Origin of the sequence: Leifsonia sp. 1010 (genome assembly GCF_031455295.1) — a bacterium.
Taxonomy (GTDB): Bacteria; Actinomycetota; Actinomycetes; order Actinomycetales; family Microbacteriaceae; genus Leifsonia.
Genome location: NZ_JAVDSL010000001.1, coordinates 1,683,114 through 1,702,463 on the forward strand (window position 1 = coordinate 1,683,114; position 19,350 = coordinate 1,702,463).

At 72.0% G+C, this 19,350-nt stretch carries 16 protein-coding genes; 9 read left to right on the top strand and 7 right to left on the bottom strand.

Features of this window, described 5'->3' with window-relative positions:
- Window positions 1-83: 83 nt before the first annotated feature.
- Window positions 84-353, top strand: a complete 270-nt coding sequence (locus tag J2Y42_RS08200; protein ID WP_018189821.1) for a hypothetical protein — start codon at window positions 84-86, stop codon at window positions 351-353.
- A 31-nt stretch (window positions 354-384) separates the two neighbouring features.
- On the opposite strand, the gene J2Y42_RS08205 is transcribed toward J2Y42_RS08200, so the two are convergent.
- From J2Y42_RS08205 to J2Y42_RS08215, 3 genes are all read right to left on the bottom strand, one after another.
- Window positions 385-591, bottom strand: a complete 207-nt coding sequence (locus J2Y42_RS08205; RefSeq protein ID WP_018189822.1) for a hypothetical protein — start codon at window positions 589-591, stop codon at window positions 385-387.
- A gap of 81 nt (window positions 592-672) precedes the next feature.
- Window positions 673-834: a hypothetical protein gene (locus J2Y42_RS08210; RefSeq protein WP_018189823.1), complete on the bottom strand. Its 162-nt coding sequence runs from the start codon at window positions 832-834 to the stop codon at window positions 673-675.
- Window positions 835-928: 94 nt separating this feature from the next.
- Window positions 929-2,515, bottom strand: a complete 1,587-nt coding sequence (locus J2Y42_RS08215; RefSeq protein ID WP_309856757.1) for a Na+/H+ antiporter — start codon at window positions 2,513-2,515, stop codon at window positions 929-931.
- A gap of 155 nt (window positions 2,516-2,670) precedes the next feature.
- Between J2Y42_RS08215 and J2Y42_RS08220 the strand changes: the two genes are divergently transcribed.
- The 6 genes from J2Y42_RS08220 to J2Y42_RS08245 all read left to right on the top strand — a co-directional run bounded on the left by J2Y42_RS08220 (window position 2,671) and on the right by J2Y42_RS08245 (window position 11,145).
- The gene (locus J2Y42_RS08220; RefSeq protein ID WP_309856759.1) at window positions 2,671-3,936 is read left to right on the top strand and encodes a bifunctional glycosyltransferase family 2/GtrA family protein; all 1,266 of its coding nucleotides are present in this window, start codon (window positions 2,671-2,673) and stop codon (window positions 3,934-3,936) included.
- A complete protein-coding gene (locus J2Y42_RS08225) occupies window positions 3,933-6,041 on the top strand; it encodes a glycosyltransferase family 39 protein (RefSeq protein ID WP_396427141.1) in 2,109 nt (702 codons plus the stop codon). The genes J2Y42_RS08220 and J2Y42_RS08225 overlap by 4 nt, the downstream gene beginning before the upstream one ends.
- Before the next feature lie 42 nt (window positions 6,042-6,083).
- Window positions 6,084-7,451: an amino acid permease gene (locus tag J2Y42_RS08230; RefSeq protein WP_309856763.1), complete on the top strand. Its 1,368-nt coding sequence runs from the start codon at window positions 6,084-6,086 to the stop codon at window positions 7,449-7,451.
- Between the two features lie 52 nt (window positions 7,452-7,503).
- On the top strand, window positions 7,504-8,523 hold the full coding sequence (locus J2Y42_RS08235; RefSeq protein WP_309856765.1) for a LacI family DNA-binding transcriptional regulator: 1,020 nt from the start codon (window positions 7,504-7,506) through the stop codon (window positions 8,521-8,523).
- A 71-nt stretch (window positions 8,524-8,594) separates the two neighbouring features.
- Complete coding sequence (locus J2Y42_RS08240) at window positions 8,595-9,986, top strand: MFS transporter (protein ID WP_309856768.1); 1,392 nt, start codon at window positions 8,595-8,597, stop codon at window positions 9,984-9,986.
- A 55-nt stretch (window positions 9,987-10,041) separates the two neighbouring features.
- A complete protein-coding gene (locus J2Y42_RS08245) occupies window positions 10,042-11,145 on the top strand; it encodes a glycerate kinase (RefSeq protein WP_309856771.1) in 1,104 nt (367 codons plus the stop codon).
- A gap of 115 nt (window positions 11,146-11,260) precedes the next feature.
- Here J2Y42_RS08245 and J2Y42_RS08250 read toward each other — a convergent pair whose 3' ends face one another.
- A complete protein-coding gene (locus J2Y42_RS08250; RefSeq protein ID WP_309856774.1) occupies window positions 11,261-11,944 on the bottom strand; it encodes an FCD domain-containing protein in 684 nt (227 codons plus the stop codon).
- Between the two features lie 144 nt (window positions 11,945-12,088).
- On the opposite strand from J2Y42_RS08250, the gene J2Y42_RS08255 reads away from it, so the two are divergent.
- Both J2Y42_RS08255 and J2Y42_RS08260 read left to right on the top strand, forming a co-directional pair.
- Entirely contained in the window at window positions 12,089-13,519 is a 1,431-nt protein-coding gene (locus tag J2Y42_RS08255) for a gluconate:H+ symporter (RefSeq protein WP_309856776.1), read from the top strand.
- Window positions 13,516-14,025 carry a gluconokinase gene (locus tag J2Y42_RS08260; RefSeq protein WP_309856779.1) on the top strand — a complete coding sequence of 170 codons (510 nt, stop codon included), beginning with the start codon at window positions 13,516-13,518 and terminating at the stop codon, window positions 14,023-14,025. Before J2Y42_RS08255 ends, J2Y42_RS08260 begins: the two co-directional genes overlap by 4 nt.
- Before the next feature lie 116 nt (window positions 14,026-14,141).
- Here the strand turns inward: J2Y42_RS08260 and xylB are convergent, their stop codons facing one another.
- From xylB to J2Y42_RS08275, 3 genes are all read right to left on the bottom strand, one after another.
- Window positions 14,142-15,581 carry a xylulokinase gene (gene xylB, locus J2Y42_RS08265; protein WP_309856782.1) on the bottom strand — a complete coding sequence of 480 codons (1,440 nt, stop codon included), beginning with the start codon at window positions 15,579-15,581 and terminating at the stop codon, window positions 14,142-14,144.
- Window positions 15,582-15,710: 129 nt separating this feature from the next.
- A complete protein-coding gene (xylA, locus tag J2Y42_RS08270; RefSeq protein ID WP_018189877.1) occupies window positions 15,711-16,901 on the bottom strand; it encodes a xylose isomerase in 1,191 nt (396 codons plus the stop codon).
- A 98-nt stretch (window positions 16,902-16,999) separates the two neighbouring features.
- Window positions 17,000-19,324, bottom strand: a complete 2,325-nt coding sequence (locus J2Y42_RS08275; protein ID WP_309856787.1) for a glycoside hydrolase family 3 N-terminal domain-containing protein — start codon at window positions 19,322-19,324, stop codon at window positions 17,000-17,002.
- Window positions 19,325-19,350: the final 26 nt, after the last annotated feature.

Genomic DNA, 19,350 nt, shown 5'->3' on the forward strand with positions numbered 1-19,350 from the left:
GCACCGCCCACGAAGGCGGCGCGGTCGTTCACGCGCTGTCACGCGCCCTTCCGCCCGTGGGGGATCGCGCCTATTCTGCGGTCATGACGGAGAAGGAGCTCGCCCACCAGCACGCCGTCTACACCTACGGCTCGCTGCCGCTGACGCTCATGTACAGCCCCACCGCGACCGCGGCGTGGGAGGTGTACTACGGCGGCGAGTACCTCGGCCTGATCGAGGAGGTCCACGACACCGGCGAGCTGTGGCCGGCGTTCGTCGCCCGCCTCCCCGGCGAGGAGGAGGACGGCGAGGGCATCCCCGCCCGCGACTGGCGGGTCGCCGTCGAGGTGCTGGCGGGGCAGGCGGGGCTCTAGCGCCCGGTGCCGTGCGCTCCGGTTCGCCGCGTCAGAACGCGAACTGCGACCACTCGTCGCGCGCGAGCGAGACTTGCTCACCACGCGAGTCGACGATCCAGGAGTCGGACGTGCATCCCAGGTATGTGCAGAGCAGGGTCTCGCTGGACCACCCGTCCGCCGAGCGCACCCACCGCACCAGATGCACATCCTGACCGGGCTTCGGAACGTTCCCGATCGGTGATTCGAATGTCGTCACGCTGCACCCCTCCCCTCGGGCGGCCTGTCTGACCACGACCCTAGCGGGGTACACGACCGGGGGACAAGAGGTGCGGGTGGATCAGTTGCCGCTGTCGTCCTCGAGCGGATCGAACTCGTCGTGCTCCGGCTCGACGAAGCCGTCGGCGTCGTACGGTCCTTCGCCGCCGCCTTCGGCGATGGCGTCCGTGTCGACCGGTTCGCCCGACGGCGTCTCCGGCCAATTCTCCTTGGCGTCGCTCATGGCGTCCCTCCCGGATCGCTGTCGCGTGGATGCTCTGAGCGCGATGGTAGACGGCTCTCGGGCTCCCGGGTAGGGCCGCAGGGACGGCCGTCGGTCACTCGCCGGGTTCGCGGCCGGTGAGCCGGACCTCCTCGACATCCAGCCGCCGCTGGATGTCGCGCAAGACGATGTCGTCGATCTCGCCCTCGTCCCGCAACCGGACCACCTCCTCCCGCTTGCAGTGGAGCAGGGCCAGCCGGAGCTCGGTGTCCTGCCGGCTCCTCTCGGCAGCTTCCTCGCCGTCGCGCGACTCGTCCTCCACCTCCAGCAGTTCGAGGTGCTCTTCGAATTCGCCCTGGATGCGTTCGCTGATCTCCGGGTCGACGCCGAGCCTCTGAGCGAGATGCGGGAGCTCGTCGAGGGCCGCGCGGGTCGCGCTCGTCTCGGCGAGCCGCAACTCGTGCCCGACCGACTCGTCGGAGGGGAGGCGGGCCCAGCGGACGACGGCCGGGAGCACGAGCCCCTGCCCGACGAGCGTCACGACGATCACGCCGGTGGTGACGAACACGATGAAGTCGCGGCCGGGGAAGGGGGAGCCGTTCTCGAGTGTCGTCGGCACCGCGAGGGCGGCGGCGAGGGAGACGGCGCCGCGGAAGCCGGAGAGCCCGCTCACGACGCGGGCGCGGTCGCTCATCCGGCGCTTCTTCTGCTGCGGGCGCCGATCGAGGAGCCGGATCAGGTACACCGTGCCGAACAGGTAGGCGAACCGGACGGCCACGATGACGGCGGTCACGGCGGCGATCGCGACCAGACCCATCCCGACGTCGACCACCGCCAGTTCCATGGTCGAGCGCGGCAACTCGATGCCGACGAGGACGAACAGGCTCGCGTTGAGCAGAAAGGTCGTGAAGGTCCAGAAGGCGTCCGACTGCCTCCGCCCCTCGGCCACGCCGATGCGCGGACCGGCCTGGCTGATGATCAGCCCTGCGACCACCACGGCGAGCACACCGGAGGCATGCACCAGCTCGGCCAGCAGGTATGCCACGAACGGGGTCAGCAGCATGGCGATGTTCTGGGTGATCGCATCCCGGAGCCGGCGGCGGGCGAGGATGGCGATCCAGGCGACCAGGGCGCCGATGACGGCTGCGCCGACGTACGCGATGAGGAGGGTCAGCGTGACGGCGCCGACGCTGACATCGGTGTCGCCGACGGTGAAGCCGACCGCGAGGGACCACAGCACGAGGGCTGTCCCGTCGTTGACGAGGCTCTCCGCGCGCAGGATCGTGACGTTGCGGCGGGGGAGGGAGCGCGTGAACGAGGTCATCGCCGTCGCGTCGGTCGGGGCGATCGCGGCGCCGAGCGTCCACGCCGCACCCCAGGGCAGGCCCATCGCGTGCGCGAGCACGGCGACCGCGGCGGCGGTGACGACGACGAGGCCCGTGCTCATGAGGATGATGCCGCGCAGGTTGGAGCGGATCTCCCGGAGCGAGGTGGTGAGGCTCTCCCAGTAGAGGATCGCGGGGAGGAACAGGAACAGCACCACCTCCGGCGCGAGCTCGATGTCGCGGAACAGGGGGATGAACCCGATCAGCACGCCGATGCCGACAAGGAGGAGCGGCTGGGCGATCCCCGTCTTCCGCGCGATCACCTTGGTCAGCAGGGTGGTGACGCCGATGACGACGACCAGTTCGAGTCCGAGCACTGGACCTCCTTCTGCCGCACATCCTCCCGCGGCGGGCGTCGCGCCGTAACCCTCGGCGGGCGGATGTGCAGGGCATAGCATCTCCGCAGAGAAGGCATTCACGGCTCATAGGACTGCGAAAGGTCACAGGAATGTAACGACGCGAGGGTGCTGGAATGACGCACGAATCCTCTCCTCACCCGGCGCCCCTCCTGGCGCTCGACGTCGTCGTGCCGGTCTACAACGAGCAGGCGACGCTCGACACGTCCATCCGTCGGCTGCATGCCTACCTGAGCGCTGACGTGCGCTACAGCTGGCGCATCACCATCGCGGACAACGCGAGCACGGACGCGACGCCGGCGCTCGCCGATGCGCTGGCGGCCGAGCTCCCGCACGTCGTCGCCGTGCATCTGCCGCTGAAGGGACGGGGTCGCGCCCTCAAAGCGGTGTGGGGAACGTCGCCCGCCGAGGTGCTCGTGTACCTCGACGAGGACCTCTCCACCGACCTCGCCGCGCTGCCGCCGCTCGTCGCGCCGCTGCTGTCCGGTCATTCGGATCTCGCGATCGGCACCCGGCTCGGGCGTTCCTCCCGGGTGGCGAGAGGCGGGAAGCGGGAGTTCATCTCGCGGAGCTACAACCTGCTGCTGAGGCGGGCCATGTCGGTCGGTTTCAGCGACGCCCAGTGCGGGTTCAAGGCGATCCGGCGGGATGTGGCCCAGCGGCTGCTGCCCCTCGTGGAGGACGACGGCTGGTTCTTCGACACCGAGCTGCTCATCCTCGCCGAGCGCGCCGGGCTGCGCATCCACGAGATCCCGGTCGACTGGGTCGACGACCCGGACAGCTCGGTCGACATCGTCCGGACGGCGACGGACGACCTGAAGGGGATGCTGCGGGTGGGCACGAACCTTGCCCGCGGTCGCATCCCGCTCGAGTCGGTGTACGCCGAGCTCGGCCGACGCCCGTTCGCGCCCCCGCATCCGCCCGGCTTCTTCGGGCAGGTGTTGCGCTTCGGGATCGTCGGGGTCCTGTCGACCGCGGCCTACGCCCTGCTGTACCTCGTGCTGCAGAGTGCGTTGTCTGCGCAGGTCGCCAATCTGGCTGCGCTGCTCCTCACCGCGATCGCGAACACCTGGGCCAACCGGCGTTTCACGTTCGGCGTCGACGGGCCCGGGATGGTGAAGCACCAGTTCCAAGGTCTCGTGGTGTTCGGCATCGCGTGGGCGCTCACCAGCGGTTCGCTCGCCGTGCTCCACGCCGCGGTCCCGCACTCCTCTGCGCAGCTCCAGCTCGTCGTGCTGACGGCGGCGAACCTCGTGGCCACGCTGCTGCGCTTCGTCCTGCTGCGGCTGTGGGTGTTCCGGCGGCCGCGGGTGGGTGCGGCCCCCGTGCCGTCCACTGCTTCCTCTCCCACGCTCTCCCTCACCTCCACCGAAAGCGAGTGAACGCCATGTCCACCACTGCCACCACCGGCACCACTACCACCACTGCCACGCCATCCGTCGTCCCGGGTTCCGGAGCATCGCCGTCGGGGGCCGCCCAGGGGCATTCCCCGGGGCGCGTCCGCGCTGCCCTCCGCCGGATCGTCCGCGGTCGGGAGGACGCCGCCCACTGGGAGCGGCCCGCACTGCTCGGCCTCCTTGCGGTGACCGCGCTGCTCTACCTCTGGGATCTCGCGGCGAGCGGTTACGCGAACTCCTTCTACTCCGCGGCCGTGCAGGCGGGGAGCGTGAACTGGGAGGCCTTCTTCTACGGGTCGAGTGATGCGGCCAACTCGATCACGGTCGACAAACCGCCCGCGAGCCTCTGGATCATGGCGCTGTCGGTCCGTCTGTTCGGGCTCAGCTCCTGGAGCATCCTCGTTCCGGAAGCACTGATGGGCGTCGCCACGGTCTGTCTCGTCTATGCGACCGTGCGCCGGCGGTTCAGTGCGCAGACCGCCCTCCTGGCGGGCGGCGTGCTGGCCATCACTCCGGTCGCCGCGCTCATGTTCCGGTTCAACAACCCGGACGCACTGCTGGTGCTCCTGCTGACGTTCTCGGCGTACCTCACGTTGCGCGGCATCGAGAGCGGACGGGTGCGCTGGGTGGTGTGGGCCGGCGTCGCGGTCGGGTTCGCGTTCCTGACGAAGCAGCTGCAGGCGTTCCTCATCCTCCCGGTCCTCGCCGGGGTCTATCTGGCCGCAGCGCCGCTGTCGTGGCGCAAGCGGTTCGGGCACCTCGTCGCCGCGCTCGGCGCCGTGGTCGTCTCCGCCGGCTGGTGGGTCGCCATCGTCGAGCTCGTACCCGCCTCGCTGCGGCCCTACATCGGCGGATCGCAGACCAACAGCTTCCTGGAGCTCACGTTCGGTTACAACGGCCTCGGGCGGCTCACGGGCGACGAGACGGGATCGGTGACCGGAGGCGGCGGGGGAGGGACCGGCGGCGGGATGTGGGGCCAGACCGGCATCCTCCGGCTGTTCGAGAACGAGGTCGGCGGTCAGATCGCCTGGCTCCTTCCCGCCGCGCTCGTGCTGTTCGCCGTGGCCCTCGTGCTCGGGCGCCGGATGGCCCGGACCGACGCGCGTCGGGCGACGCTGCTCGTCTTCGGCGGCTGGCTGCTCGTGACCGCCGTGGCGTTCAGCTTCATGGCGGGCATCTTCCACGCGTACTACACGGTCGCGCTCGCTCCGGCGCTCGCTGTGACGGTGGCGGTGGGCGCCTCCGCGCTCTGGCAGGCGCGCGAGCGGCTGTGGATCCGCATCGCCTCCGCGGTCATCGTCCTCGGGACGGGGATCTGGGCCTGGGTGCTCCTCGACCGCGCCACGGACTGGCTGCCGTGGCTCAAGGTCGCCGTGCTCGTCGCCTCGCTCGTCGCGGCCGTGCTGCTCGTGCTCCCGCCCCGGCGGGCGCTCGCGGCCGCGACCATCGCGGTGACCCTGGTGGCAGCCCTTCTCGCGCCGCTTGCGTACACGATCCAGACGGTGACGACCGCCCATACCGGCTCCATCGTCACCGCCGGACCGACCGTGGCCGGAGGGATGGGCGGCCCGGGCGGTGCCCGCGGCTTCGGGGGTGCCCCCGGTGCAGGGAACGGCGGTCCCGGCCGGTTCGGCGGCCAGGGGACTCCTCCGGGCGCGACCGGCACAGCGCCGGGCGGGACGGGAGCGACCGGCGGCACCGGAACCGCGCCCGGCGGCGGGGGAGGGATGGGCTCGCTCCTGGGCTCGGGGACCGTCGGCTCCCAGCTCGCGGCGCTCCTGAAGGCGGACGCGTCGTCCTACACCTGGGTCGCCGCGGCCGTCGGCTCCAACTCGGCCGCCGGGTACCAGCTGGCGACTCAGGAGGCGGTCATGCCGATCGGGGGCTTCAACGGCTCCGACCCGTCGCCCACGCTCGCGCAGTTCCAGAAGTACGTTGCCGAGGGACGCATCCACTACTTCATCGCGGGCGGCGTGGGCGGTCAGGCCAACGGTGGGAGCAACGCGTCCAGCCGGATCGCGGCCTGGGTCGCCGACACGTTCACCGCACAGACCGTTGACGGGGTGACGGTGTACGACCTCACGGAGTGACGCACCCACTCGCATGTCGGGGGTCCGCGCCATCATGAGCACATGACGGAACGCGGGCCCTCGGCGACGAACGGCAGCACGACGCACGCCGGCGGTCCGGAGCCCGAACTGCCCGATCCGCGGGTGCCCGCGCCGCCGCACGGGCGGCTGGGAGTGGCCGGCGGCACCGCGCTGTACATCGCGGCGGTGCTCGGCACCGGCATCCTGGTGCTTCCGGCGCTCGCCGCGGCAGCGGCCGGCCCTGGAGCGATCCTGGCGGTCGCGGCGCTCGCCCTGATCTCGGTGCCGCTGGCGAGCACCTTCGCCGCGCTCGCGCGACGGCACCCCGACGCCGGAGGCGTCGCCACCTTCGCGCGCCGGGCGTTCGGCCCGGACGCCGCCCGCGTGATCGGGTACTGGTTCTTCTTCGGCACGCCCATCGGCGCGCCGATCGCGGCGTTGATGACGGCCCGGTACGTGGTCGCGGTGATCGGCGGCGACGCGCTCACCACAACGCTGATCGCCATCGGACTGATGGTGATCCCGGTCATCGTGACGGCCTTCGGCGTGCGGTTCGCGGCCTCGGTGCAGCTCGTCCTGTCCGGCGCGCTCGTCGCCGTGCTGATCTTCGTGCTGGCGGCGGCCGCGCCGCACGCCCGAGCGGAGAACCTCGAGCCCCTGCTCCCGCACGGCTGGGCGGGCGTCGGCCTGGCGATGAGTCTCTACATCTGGGCCTTCGCCGGGTGGGAGGCCGTCGCGGGAATCGGCGGCGAGTTCCGGAACCCCCGGCGCGACATCCCGCGGGCGACCGCCCTCGCGCTGGTCATCGTCTCGGTCGCGTATCTCGCCATCCAGGCCGTCACGGTCGTGGTGCTCGGCGGGAAGGCGGCGACGAGCGATGTCCCGCTGCTCGACCTCGTCCGGGTCGCCACCGGCGACGGAGGGGGCGTGGTCGTCGCCGTGATCGCCGCCATCGTCGTGACCGGTGTCTTCAACGCCTACCTCGCGGCCTTCAGCAAGCTGGGCGCGGCCATGGGACGCGACGGCGACCTCCCCGCCTGGTTCGGGCGTGGCGTCGAGAACGGCGCGGTCGCGCGGCGCGGTCTCCTGCTGTCGGCGGTCGTCATGGCCCTGTACTCGGTCGTCGTGCTGGCGAGCGGCGACCTCCAGCCGTTCATCCTCATCCACACGAGCATCGCGGCCGCGGTCTACGGGCTGGGAGTGGCGTCGGCGTTGCGGCTGCTCCCAGCGCGCTCGCTCGGCTGGTGGATGGCGCTGATCTCGTGCGTGCTCGCGGCCGGGCTGCTCGTGCTCGCCGGATGGCATCTGGTCTTCCCCGCGGTCGCGGCCGTCGTCGCGCTGGCGGTCGGCGCCCTCTCGCGCTCGCGCCGCCGGCGTTCCGGGCGGTCCGCTGGAGCCGATCCCGCATAATAGGGGCAGCCGCGGCGCCGCCGTGTGCGTGGCGGCGCCGGGAGGGGGTGCGGTGACGGAGCATCAGCGGGCCTCGAGTATGCGCGATGTCGCCGCCCTCGCCGGTGTGTCGCATCAGACGGTCTCGCGCGTGATCAACGGGCATCCCAGTATCCGCGAGTCGACGCGGCAGAGAGTGCTGGCCGCCATGGACCAGCTCCACTACCGGCCCAACCGCGCCGCCCGAGCGCTGGTCACCGCCCGATCGCGCACGATCGGGATCCTCTCGACGTCCGCCGCGGCCCTCTACGGACCCGTGTCGAGCATCAATGCGATTCAGGATGCCGGACGCGCAGCCGGCTACTTCATCGCCGTCGCCCAGCTCGCCGACCTCAAGCCGGAGTCCATCGCCGCCGGCCTCGACCACCTGCTCGCGCAGTCGGTCGAAGGGCTCATCGTCATCGCGCCGCAGGAGGTCGTCCTCCAGCAGCTCGAGACGGCGCGCCTCGACGTCCCGTACGTCACCCTGCTGGGCGGTCCGGCGTCGGTCCAGCGCGAGCTCACCGTCGACCAGGTGGCCGGCGCCCGGGCCGCGACCCGCCATCTGATCGACCTCGGCCACCGGCGGATCGTGCACCTCTCGGGGCCGCTCGAATGGTTCGAGGCGCAGGCCCGCGTCCACGGCTACCGGTCGGAGCTCGCTGCCGCCGGCCTCACTCCGATGCCGTCGCCGGAAGGCGACTGGACCGCGGAATCCGGCTACCGCCTCGGCCGCGAGGTGCTCGGCGACCCGGAGGTGACGGCCGTGTTCACCTCCAACGACCAGATGGCGCTCGGCGTCTATCACGCGGCGCACGAGCTCGGTCGGCGGATCCCCGAAGACGTGAGCGTCGTCGGCTTCGACGACATCGCCGAGGCCGCCCATTACTGGCCGCCGCTCACGACCGTGCTGCAGGACTTCACCCAGCTCGGCCGGCGCAGTGTCGAGAGCCTGGTGACCGAGATCGAAGGGGGAACGGAGCCGACGCCGGTGACCCTGCAGCCCGACCTCGTGGTCCGCGCCTCCACCGCTCCTCCTGTCTCGGTCGGCTGACACCACCGGAGTGGCCGGTCGGCCGGGCCGGCCCAGAGCGGGAGTCGGTGGCTCGGCCTAGGCTGGAGCCCATGAGCTCGCGCGACCTGGATGCGGAGACCGCGGCCCCCGCAACCTCCGATGTCGCGCAGGCCGGCGGTGTGCTGAGCTCGCCGTTCCGCTGGACGAGCATCGGGATGTGCCTCCTGATCACGCTCGCGGCTTTCGAAGCCCTCGCCGTGACCACGATCATGCCGACCGTCAGCCGCGAGCTCGACGGCGCCTCGCTCTACGCGTTCGCCTTCGCGGGTCCTCTCGCCGTCGGCGTCGTCGGGATGGTGGCCGCGGGCGCGTGGACCGACCGCGGCAATCCGCGGTCCGCGCTGATCGCCTCCGTCGTCCTCTTCGCGGCGGGTCTCCTCACCGCCGGGCTGGCTCCGACGATGGGGGTGTTCGTCAGCGGCCGGCTCATCCACGGTCTGGGCGGCGGAGCGCTCACGGTCGTTCTCTACGTCATCGTGGCCCGGGTGTATCCGCCACGGCTGCATCCGCGGATCTTCGCGGGGTTCGCCGCCGCGTGGGTCATCCCGTCGCTGATCGGCCCGTTCATCGCGGGCGTGTTGAGCGAGACCGTCGGCTGGCGCTGGGTGTTCCTCGGCGTGGTCGCGCTGACCGCCCTGGCCATGCTGATGGTGGTGCCGGTGATGCGCGGCGTACGCCGTGCTCCCGATGAGCCGGGGCCCTTCCCGGTCGGACGCATCCTGTGGTCGCTGCTGCTCGCCGCGGCGGTGCTCGCCCTCACCCTCGCCGCCGAGGCGTCGGGCCCGGTGCAGTGGATCGTGCCGGTGCTCGCCGCCGCGGTCGCGGCCGTCGCGATCCGTCCGCTGGTGCCGCGCGGCACGCTCGTCGCACGCCGCGGTCTGCCGAGCGTCATCCTGATGCGCGCCATCGTCGCCGCGACCTTCTTCGCCTCCGAGGTCTACGTACCGCTCATCATGGTGACCGAGTACGGGCTCTCCGCCGCGATCGCGGGTCTCGCCCTGACCGCGGCCGGCCTCAGCTGGTCGGCGGCCTCGTGGGCCCAGGGACGCTTCCCCGGCATCGGCAACCGACTTGCCGCACGCCTCGGCGCCGCCGGGCTGACCGTCGCGCTCGCGTCGCTCATCGCTACGGCGGTGTGGCATCTGGATCCGTGGGTCGTGGTCGTCGGCTGGGCGTTCGCCGGGGCAGGCATGGGCTTCGTCTACCCGCGCCTCGGCGTCCTCACTCTGCACTATTCGACGCCCGCCGACCAGGGCTTCAACAGCTCGGCCTTGACGATCGCCGACTCCACCGGCTCGGCGGTCGCACTGGCCGCGACGGCGGTCGTCTTCGCTGCCCTCCGCGGCCTCGGCGGCGGCGTTCCGTTCGTCGGTGCATTCGCGGTGACGGCGGTGCTGTGCGGACTCGCGTGGGTCGTCGGTTCGCGACTCGTGCGTCGCTGACCGGTCACCGCGCTCTGTCGGGGCGCGGCCACCGCATCCATGCGAAGGTGGGGGCATGAGCGTCATCGTCGTCGCGCCGGACTCGTTCAAGGGCTCGGCGTCCGCCGCCGAGGTCGCCGCTGCTCTCGCGGAGGGCTGGGCCTCCGAGCGCCCGGGTGACCGCGTCGTGCTGGCGCCCATGGCGGACGGCGGCGAGGGGACCTTGGACGCGTTCGAGGCGACGGTGCCCGGCGCCGTGCGGCACCCCGTGCGTGTCGTGGGCCCCGACGACACGGAGGTCGACGCCTCGTGGCTGATGCTTCCGGGCGGCACAGCGGTCGTCGAGCTCGCCGAAACGAGTGGGCTGGGCAGGATGCCGCGGTTGGCGCCGTTCGCCGCGCACACGGTGGGCTTCGGGCAGGCGATCGCGGATGCCCTGCACGCCGGGGCACGCTCGCTGCTCCTGGCGATCGGGGGCAGCGCGTCGACGGACGGAGGGGCGGGAGCGCTCACCGCGCTCGGCGCGTGGTTCGTGAATGAGGCCGGCCGCGAGATCCCGCGCGGCAACCTCGGCCTGGCGTCGCTCGCGCGGGTCGATCTCTCGGGCCTCGCGGCGCTCCCGGCCGGTGGCGCGCGCATCCTCAACGATGTCACGAGTCCTTTGCTCGGTCCGCTCGGGGCCGCTGCCGTGTTCGGGCCGCAGAAGGGCGCCGACGAGCAGGATGTGCCGGTGCTGGAGGCGGGACTGCGTCGCCTCGCCGAGACGCTGCGGGCGGCCGGCGCTGCGACCGACCCGGATGAGCCCGGCGCCGGAGCGGCGGGCGGGACCGGCTTCGGCCTCCTGGTCTGGGGCGCGCGGATGGCGCCGGGCGCGGCCGCGGTCGGTGAGGCGCTGGGGCTGCCGTCCATGATCGCGGGGGCGGACGCGGTCATCACGGGGGAGGGGCGCTTCGACAACCAGTCGGCGTCGGGGAAGGTGCCGACGTACGTCGCCGGTCTGGCGCGCGACGCGGGTGCGCGCGTCCTGCTGGCCGCCGGCAGCATCCAGGCGCCGACAGCCGGCTTCGCCGACGCCGTCGCCCTGACCGACCTCGCAGGCTCGTCCGCCGCCGCGATCGCCGACCCCGCACGCTGGGCGCGCGCCGCCGGCGCCGCCCTGGCCCGCCGCTTCCGCCCCTGACCCTCGCCCTATCTCGCCCCTCCCGAAAAGCCCCGTCCCCAACCGCCACCTCCTGAGTTTTTCGGTCCCGGGTGCGGCGTGTCGGGCGAAAAACTCAGGAGCTGTTGGCTGGGCGTCAGCGGGTGAGGGCGGCGCTCGCCTCTTCCACGATCGCGCGCATCGCGGCCTCGGCGGCTGCGGCGTCGCCCCGGCGAACCGCCGCGGCGACCTCCTCGTGCAGCCGGATCGCCTCCGGGTTCGCCGTGTCGGGCATCAGCGCGTGCACGGTCCGCCCGTTCAGCGCCTCCGCGACGGCGTCGCTGAGCGCCGAGAACACCGGGTTGCCGGATGCCTCCAGCAGCACCCGGTGGAAGTCGCGATCGTGCGCCAGATACTCCTCGCGGTCCGCCGACCGCTGGGTCGCCGACATGCCCACGATCGCGGCGGTGAGCTCTCCGCACTGAGCCGGCGTCGCCCGGGCGCTCGCCAGCCGCGCGGCGACCGGTTCGACCGCCATCCGCAGCTCGCCGAGCTCCGCGAGCGCTGTCAGCCGGTCGGGACCTGCGAGACGCCAGCTCAGGATGCGCGGATCGAGCGCCTGCCAGGACGACGACGGCAGCACGACCGTCCCTCGACGCCGCCTGGCCTGCACGAGCCCGAGTGACTCGAGCACCCGGATGCACTCGCGCAGCACAGTCCGCGAGATGCCGAGCCCTTCGGGCGTGAGCACCGCTCCGACGGGGATCTCGCCCGCGACGATGCGGGCGCCGAGGGAGGCGATCGCCTGCTCGTGCTGGGAGGCCTGCGCTGCCTGAGTCACGCTTCATTATCTGCGTACGGAAGTGATCGGGTCAAAGCGACACGCATTGCCTATAAACCCGTCATTATTTGCCTCGATTAGACACAAATCAGGTTTATTCCTAGAGTGTTCGTGCCCTATCCGGATTCACGACCAAGGACGTTCATGACCCCCACCCTGCTCGCTCACCTGGCGGCTGCCGCTCGCACTGCGGCCCCCGCCCCCGCTCCGACTCCCAGCGGCCCCGAAGGCCAGCTCATCTTCGCCGCCCTGGCCGGCATCGCGGTCATCGTCGTGCTGATCACCTGGCTCAAGCTGCACCCGTTCCTCTCGCTCCTGCTCGGCTCCCTCGTCGCGGGCCTCGCCGCAGGACTGGCCGCGGATGCCGCGATCGCCAGCTTCATCACCGGCTTCGGAAACACGATGGGCAGCGTCGGCGTGCTCATCGGCCTCGGCGCGATGTACGGCAAGCTGCTCGCCGACTCCGGCGGCGCCGACCGCATCGTCGACACCCTGGTCTCGCGCACCAGCGCGCGTCTGCTGCCGTGGACGATGGGCGCCGTCGGCGCGATCATCGGTCTGCCGATGTTCTTCGAGGTCGGCCTCGTGCTCCTGATGCCGGTGATCATCCTGGTGACACGCCGGTCCGGCCTCCCGCTGATGCGCATCGCCCTGCCGACCATCGCGGGCCTCTCCGCCATGCACGGACTGGTGCCGCCGCACCCCGGACCCCTGGTCGCGATCAGCGCGCTCGGTGCCAACCTCGGCCTCACGCTGGCCTTCGGCGTGCTCGTCGCCATTCCGACGATCGCCGTCGCGGGGCCCCTGTTCAGCCGTCTGGCCGCGCGCTGGGTTCCGGTCGGCGTCCCCGACCTGTTCGTCCCGGAGGAGGGCGACGGCCCCGCGCGCCGCCGGCCGTCGTTCGGTGCCGCGCTGATCAGCATCCTGCTGCCCGTCATCCTCATGCTCGGCAAGGCCGTCGCCGACATCGCCGCCCCCGACGCGGCCCCGGTGTGGAAGGTCGTCCTCGACTTCCTCGGCACACCGGTCATCGCCCTGACGGTCGCCGTGCTCGCCGGACTGCTGCTGCTCGGTGTCGGCGGCGGGATGGACCGCAAGGCCATGCAGACCAGCCTCGGCGCCTCGCTGCCCCCGATCGCGGGCATCCTCCTCATCGTGGGCGCCGGCGGCGGGTTCAAGCAGGTCCTCGTCGACACCGGCATCGGTCAGGTGATCGCGGACTGGGCGACCGGTGCGAGCGGGATCCTCGTGCTCCTCCTCGCCTGGACCGTCGCGGCGCTGATCCGCATCGCCACGGGCTCCGCGACGGTCGCGACCGTGACAGCCGCGGGCATCCTGCTCCCGCTCACCGAGCACCTGTCGACCCCGATGGTGTCGCTGATGGTGCTGGCGATCGGCGCGGGATCGGTGTTCCTGTCCCACGTCAACGACGCCGGCTTCTGGCTGGTGAAGGAGTATCTGGGCCTGAGCATCCCGCAGACCCTGAAGAGCTGGACCGTGCTGGAGTGCCTGGTCTCGATCGTCGGGCTGGCGGGTGTCCTGATCCTGAGCCTGTTCGTCGGCGGCCTCGGGTGACGCCGGTGCGCGCGGTCGTCGTCATGGGCGTCGCCGGATGCGGCAAGTCGACGGTCGCGGCGCTCCTCGCCGAGCGTCTGGGATGGGAGCTGCTGGAGGGCGACGGACTGCATCCCGCGACGAACGTCGAGCGGATGAGCGCGGGGGTTCCGCTCACCGATGACGACCGCGCGCCCTGGCTCGCCGCGATCGCCGAGTGGATGCGGGAGCGGCTCGACGCCGGACGTCCGGTCGTCGTCGCCTGCTCCGCGCTCGCGCGGAGGTACCGCGAGGTGCTGCGTCGGGACGACGTGCTGTTCCTGCACCTGAGCGGCTCGCCGGAGCTCCTCGAGGCGCGCCTGGCGTCGCGCGAGCATCACTTCATGAAGTCGGGCATGCTGCAGAGTCAGCTGGCGACGCTCGAGCCGCCCGCAGCCGACGAACGCCACCTCACGCTCGACATCGCCGAGCCGCCGTCCGCTCTCGCCGCCCGAGCTGCTCTCGCCGCATCCGCCCTCACCTCCTGAGCCCCCTGAGCTCGGCTCCGACGCAAACAGCTCCTGAGTTTTTCGCCCTGCCGCCCGGCGTGGCGCCCGAAAAACTCAGGAGCTGTTGGCTTGGGGAGGGGCTCGACGGTGGAGGGTCAGGCGCGGGCGGCGGCGTACTGGGTGCGGATGACGGAGCGCGTGTCGACGGGGAGCGCGGCGGACGTCTCGACGGTCCAGGACGGACGCGTTCCGGTCAGCGCCCATGCGGCCTGCACCGCCCCGCCGTCCGCGACGTACTCGCCGGGCGCCGGCACCTCGACCGGAGCGTCGAACACCTGCGCGGCGACCTGCGCCACTGCCGGGTTCTGCGCCGCTCCGCCGATCAGCAGGATGCGGCGCTCGCGCACGCCGGCCGCCCGCACGGCGTCGAGGCCGTCGGCCAGCCCGCACAGCATCCCCTCGATGGCAGCACGCGCCAGGTTCGACGGGGTCGTCGAGGCGAGGGTGAGTCCGTGGATGCTGGCCTTCGCGTCGGGCAGGTTGGGGGTGCGCTCGCCCTCGAAGTACGGGACGAGCACCACGCCGCCGGATCCCGGCTCCGCCGAGAGCGCCAGGGCGGACAGTCCGTCGTGGTCGACCGACAGGAGATCGGCGATGGAGCCGAGCACGCGCGCGGCGTTGAGGGTGGCGATGAGCGGCAGGGACAGGCCGGAGGCGTCCGCGAAGCCCGCGACGGTGCCCGACGCATCCGCTATGGGCGCGTCGGTCACGGCGAAGACCGTTCCGGAGGTGCCGATCGAGACGACGACGTCGCCTTCCGCGGCGCCGAGTCCGAGGGCCGCACCGGCGTTGTCGCCCGCGCCCGGTCCGAGGAGCACACCGGACGGCGTGCGTCCGGCCGACTCCGACGGTCCGAGCACGCGCGGTAGCACGACGGCGTCGCTCCCCGCACCGGCCGACGAGCCCGCCTCGCGGCCCGGCCGACCGAGCGCCCGCTCGAACAGGTCGAGGTCGTACCCGCCAGAGGCCGCGCCCCAGTAGGCGGTGCCGCTGGCGTCGGAGCGGTCGGTGGTCAGCGCCTCGAGGTCTGGTCCGAGCTCGCTCTCGCCCTCCGGTCCGTAGCCGCGGAGGCGCCAGGTCAGCCAGTCGTGGGGGAGCGCGACCGCGGCGACGCGCGCGGCGTTCTCGGGTTCGGCATCCCGCAGCCAGCGCAGTTTGGTCGCGGTGAAGGAGGCGACGGGCACCACACCGACGCGGTTCGCGTACTCCTCGGCCCCGACCTCGTCGATCAGGTCGCGGGCGGCCTGCGCCGAGCGGGTGTCGTTCCAGAGCAGGGCGTCGCGGATGACCCGGCCCTGCGCATCCAGCACCACCATCCCGTGCTGCTGCCCGGCGACGGAGATCGCGTCGACGTCGTCGAGTCCGCCTGCGGACGCGATGGCCTCCTGCAGCGCGCTCCACCAGGCCGCGGGGTCGACCTCGGTGCCGTCGGGATGCGCGGCGCGGCCGGACCGCACCAGCGCACCGGTCTCGAGGTCGCGCACGACCACCTTGCAGCTCTGCGTCGAGGAGTCGACGCCGGCGACGAGAGTCACGGGTGTCCTTTCACGGGCGATCCCACCCGCCGTCGAGTCCGCGAACTCTGCACGTTTTCAGAGCGAGAACGTGCAAGAAGTGCGGACTCGACGGAGGGTGGGAGCGAGATGGGAGGGGGTGGATGCGGATCAGCGCGCGCCGAGCAGGTGCTCGAGGGCGAGCTGCTGCAGGCGGACGAACCCGAAGCCCTTCGCGCCGAAGTACGCGCTCGGGTCGAAGTCCTCGTACGCGCTGCGGTCGGCGAGCAGGTCGTCGTACGACTCGCCCTCGCCGAGGGTCGGGCGGGACAGCTCGATGACGCGGGACGCCTCCAGCTGCTCCTGCACCTCCGGGTCGGCGCGGAAGGCCTGCGCGCGCTCCTTGAGCAGGAGGTAGGTGCGCATGTTCGCCGCCGCCGAATCCCAGACGCCGGTGATGTCCTCGGTGCGGGACGGCTTGTAGTCGAAGTGGCGGGGGCCCTCGTAGGCCGGGCCGCCGTCGGGGCCGCCGTTCTCGAGCAGGTCGACGAGGGCGAACGCGTTCTGCAGGTCGCCGTGACCGAACACGAGGTCCTGGTCGTACTTGATGCCGCGCTGGCCGTTGAGGTCGATGTGGTACAGCTTGCCGTGGTACAGCGCCTGGGCGATGCCGGCGGCGAAGTTGAGGCCCGCCATCTGCTCGTGGCCGACCTCGGGGTTGAGGCCGACGAGCTCCGGGCGCTCCAGCGAGTTGATGAACGCGAGCGCGTGGCCGACGGTCGGCAGCAGGATGTCGCCGCGCGGCTCGTTCGGCTTCGGCTCGATGGCGAAGCGGATGTCGTAGCCCTTGTCCGTGACGTAGTCGCCGAGGAGGTTGACGGCCTCGCGGTAGCGCTCGAGCGCGGCGCGGATGTCCTTCGCTGCGTCGTACTCTGCGCCCTCGCGGCCGCCCCACATCACGAACGTCTTGGCGCCGAGCTCGGCGGCGAGGTCGATGTTGCGGAGAACCTTGCGGAGGGCGAAGCGGCGGACGGCGCGGTCGTTGGAGGTGAATCCGCCGTCCTTGAAGACCGGAGCGCTGAACAGGTTGGTGGTCACCATCGGCACGATGATGCCGGTGTCGGCGAGGGCCTGCTTGAGGCGGTCGATCTGCTTCTGGCGCTCCGCGTCGGTCGAGCCGAACGCGAACAGGTCGTCGTCGTGGAAGGTGAGGCCGTAGGCGCCCAGCTCGTCGAGCTTGTGCACCGCCTCGACCACGTCGAGCTGGGGGCGGGTGGGGCCGCCGAACGGGTCGGTGCCGTTGTAGCCGATGGTCCACAGTCCGAACGAGAACTTGTCGGCGCGGGTGGGGGTGAGGCTCATGATGTTCCTTCAGCGTCGTCGGTGATTTGTTGTTTCAATAAACTTATACAGCACTGGCGGGACGAGCGCGAGTCCGGGGAGTGAACTCGCGCCTCCGGTCAGCGGGCGTCGGTGAAGACGGCACCCACGGTAGCCGTCTCGACGTCCGCCGTCACCAGGCGGGCGTCCGCCGGGGTGACCTCGTGAACGGGACCGGTGATCGTCAGCGCCGCCGTGGTCTCGCGCAGGTCGCACGACGGTCCGACCCACAGGTCCACCGCGCCGGGCTCGACGATCCGGGTCAGCGTCCGGTTCGAGAAGGCGAGGCGGGTCGTCGGCACGGCGAACCGTACGACGGCCTCCTCGCCCGGCTGCAGCTCCACCCGGCGGTAGCCGAGCAGCTGGGCGACCGGACGGGTGACGCTCGCCTGCACATCCCGCGCGTACAGCTGCACCAGATCGGTTCCGGCACGCTCACCGGTGTTGCGGATGCGGACGCTCGCGGTGAACGTCCCTCCGGCGGCGACCTCCCCGTCGACCACCAGGTCGCTGCGCTCGAACGTCGTGTACGAGAGGCCGTGACCGAAGGGCAGCACCGGGGTGCTGTCCGCGCTCGTGATCTCGTTCGGACCGCCGAGCACGGGGTGCAGGTACGAATACGGCTGCGCGCCGGCCGAGCGGGGGAGCGAGACGGGAAGGTGCCCGGAGGGCGAGATCCGCCCCGAGAGCACCGCGGCCAGCGCACGGCCGCCCTCCTCGCCCGGGAAGAACGCCTGCAGCACCGCCGCTGGAGCGGTGACGCCCTCGACCGCCCACGCGATCGCGTACGGGCGGCCGGAGAGCACGACGAGCACGACCGGCGTGCCGGTCGCGACGACCCGCTCCACCAGCTCACGCTGGATGCCGGGCAGCTCGAGGCTCTCGACGTCGTTGCCCTCGCCGACGGTCCCGCGGCCGAACAGGCCCGCGCGATCGCCGACGACGACCACGGCGACGTCCGCTGCGCTCGCCGCGGCCACCGCTACGGGGATGCCGGAGCGGTCGTCGCCCTCCACGTCGCAGCCGCGCTCGTAGGTGACCGAGGCGGACGGGAACTCCTCGCGCACCGCCTCCAGCACAGAGGGCAGCTCGAAGCCGAGCGGCACCTCCGGGTGGTGCGCGAGCACGTGGTTCGCGAACGAGTAGCAGCCCATCAGGGCTTCCGGGGCGTCGGAGTTCGGGCCGAGCACCGCGATGCTCGCCGGAGCCGACGCGAGCGGCAGCGTGCCGTCGTTGGTCAGCAGCACGAGGGACTCCTCGGCGACCCGCAGCGCGACATCCCGGTGGGCGGGCGTGTCGAGGTCGATGGATGCGGGAGGCGCGTCGAAGGTCTCGTCCAGCAGGCCGAGCTCCTCCTTCTGCGCGAGCACACGGAGGACGGCGCGGTCGACCAGGGCCTCGTCGACCTCGCCCGACCGGATGCGGGAGGCCAGCGGCTCGAGGAACGCGTCGCCCGTCGGCAGCTCGACGTCGATGCCGGCCGCGAGCGCGATCGCCGCGGCCTCGCCCAGGTCGGAGGCGACGCCGTGCATGGTGTGGAGGAAGGCGACCGAGAAGTAGTCGGAGACCACCGTCCCGTCGAAGCCCCACTCGTCGCGCAGCACGCCCGTCAGGTACTCGGCGCTCGCCGCGACGGGGACGCCGTCGATCTCGGCGTACGAGTTCATGACCGACCGGACGCCGCCGTCCCGCAGCGCCATCTCGAACGGAGGCAGCAGGGTGTCGCGCACCTCGCGGGGTCCGGCGTGAACCGGGGCGTGGTTGCGGCCCGCCTGCGACGCGGAGTAGCCGACGAAGTGCTTCAGGGTCGCGTGGACGCCGGCGCCCTGCAGCCCGCGCACGTAGGCGGTGCCGAGCGTGCCGACGACGTACGGGTCTTCCGCGATGCACTCGTCGACGCGTCCCCAGCGCGGGTCGCGGATGACATCCAGCACAGGAGCGAGCCCCTGGTGGATGCCCAGCTCGCGCATCGACATGCCGATCAGGCCGGCCATCTCCTCCACCAGCTCCGGGTCGAAGGACGCGCCCCACGCGAGCGGCGTCGGGAATGTGGCCGCCTTCCAGGCGGCGAGCCCGGTGAGGCATTCCTCGTGCACCAGCGCGGGGATGCCCAGCCGGGTCTCCTCCTTCAGCCGGCGCTGCTCCGCCCACAGCCATGCGGCGCGCTCGACCGGCTCGACCGGTCGCGTGCCGTAGACGCGGGTGAGCTGCCCGAGGCCGTGCGCGGTGGCGTCCGCGTACGCGCCCGGGTTGCCCATCTCGCCGGCCATCGGCGCCACCAGCTCGTCGCCCTTGTCGACCCAGAAGCCCACGAGCTGTGCGAGCTTCTCCTCCAGCGTCATGGAGGCGAGGAGGGCGCTCACGCGCTCGGAGGGCGCGGTGGAGCGCGGGAGGGATTCGGTCATGTCGATCTCACACTTCTTGACGTGCG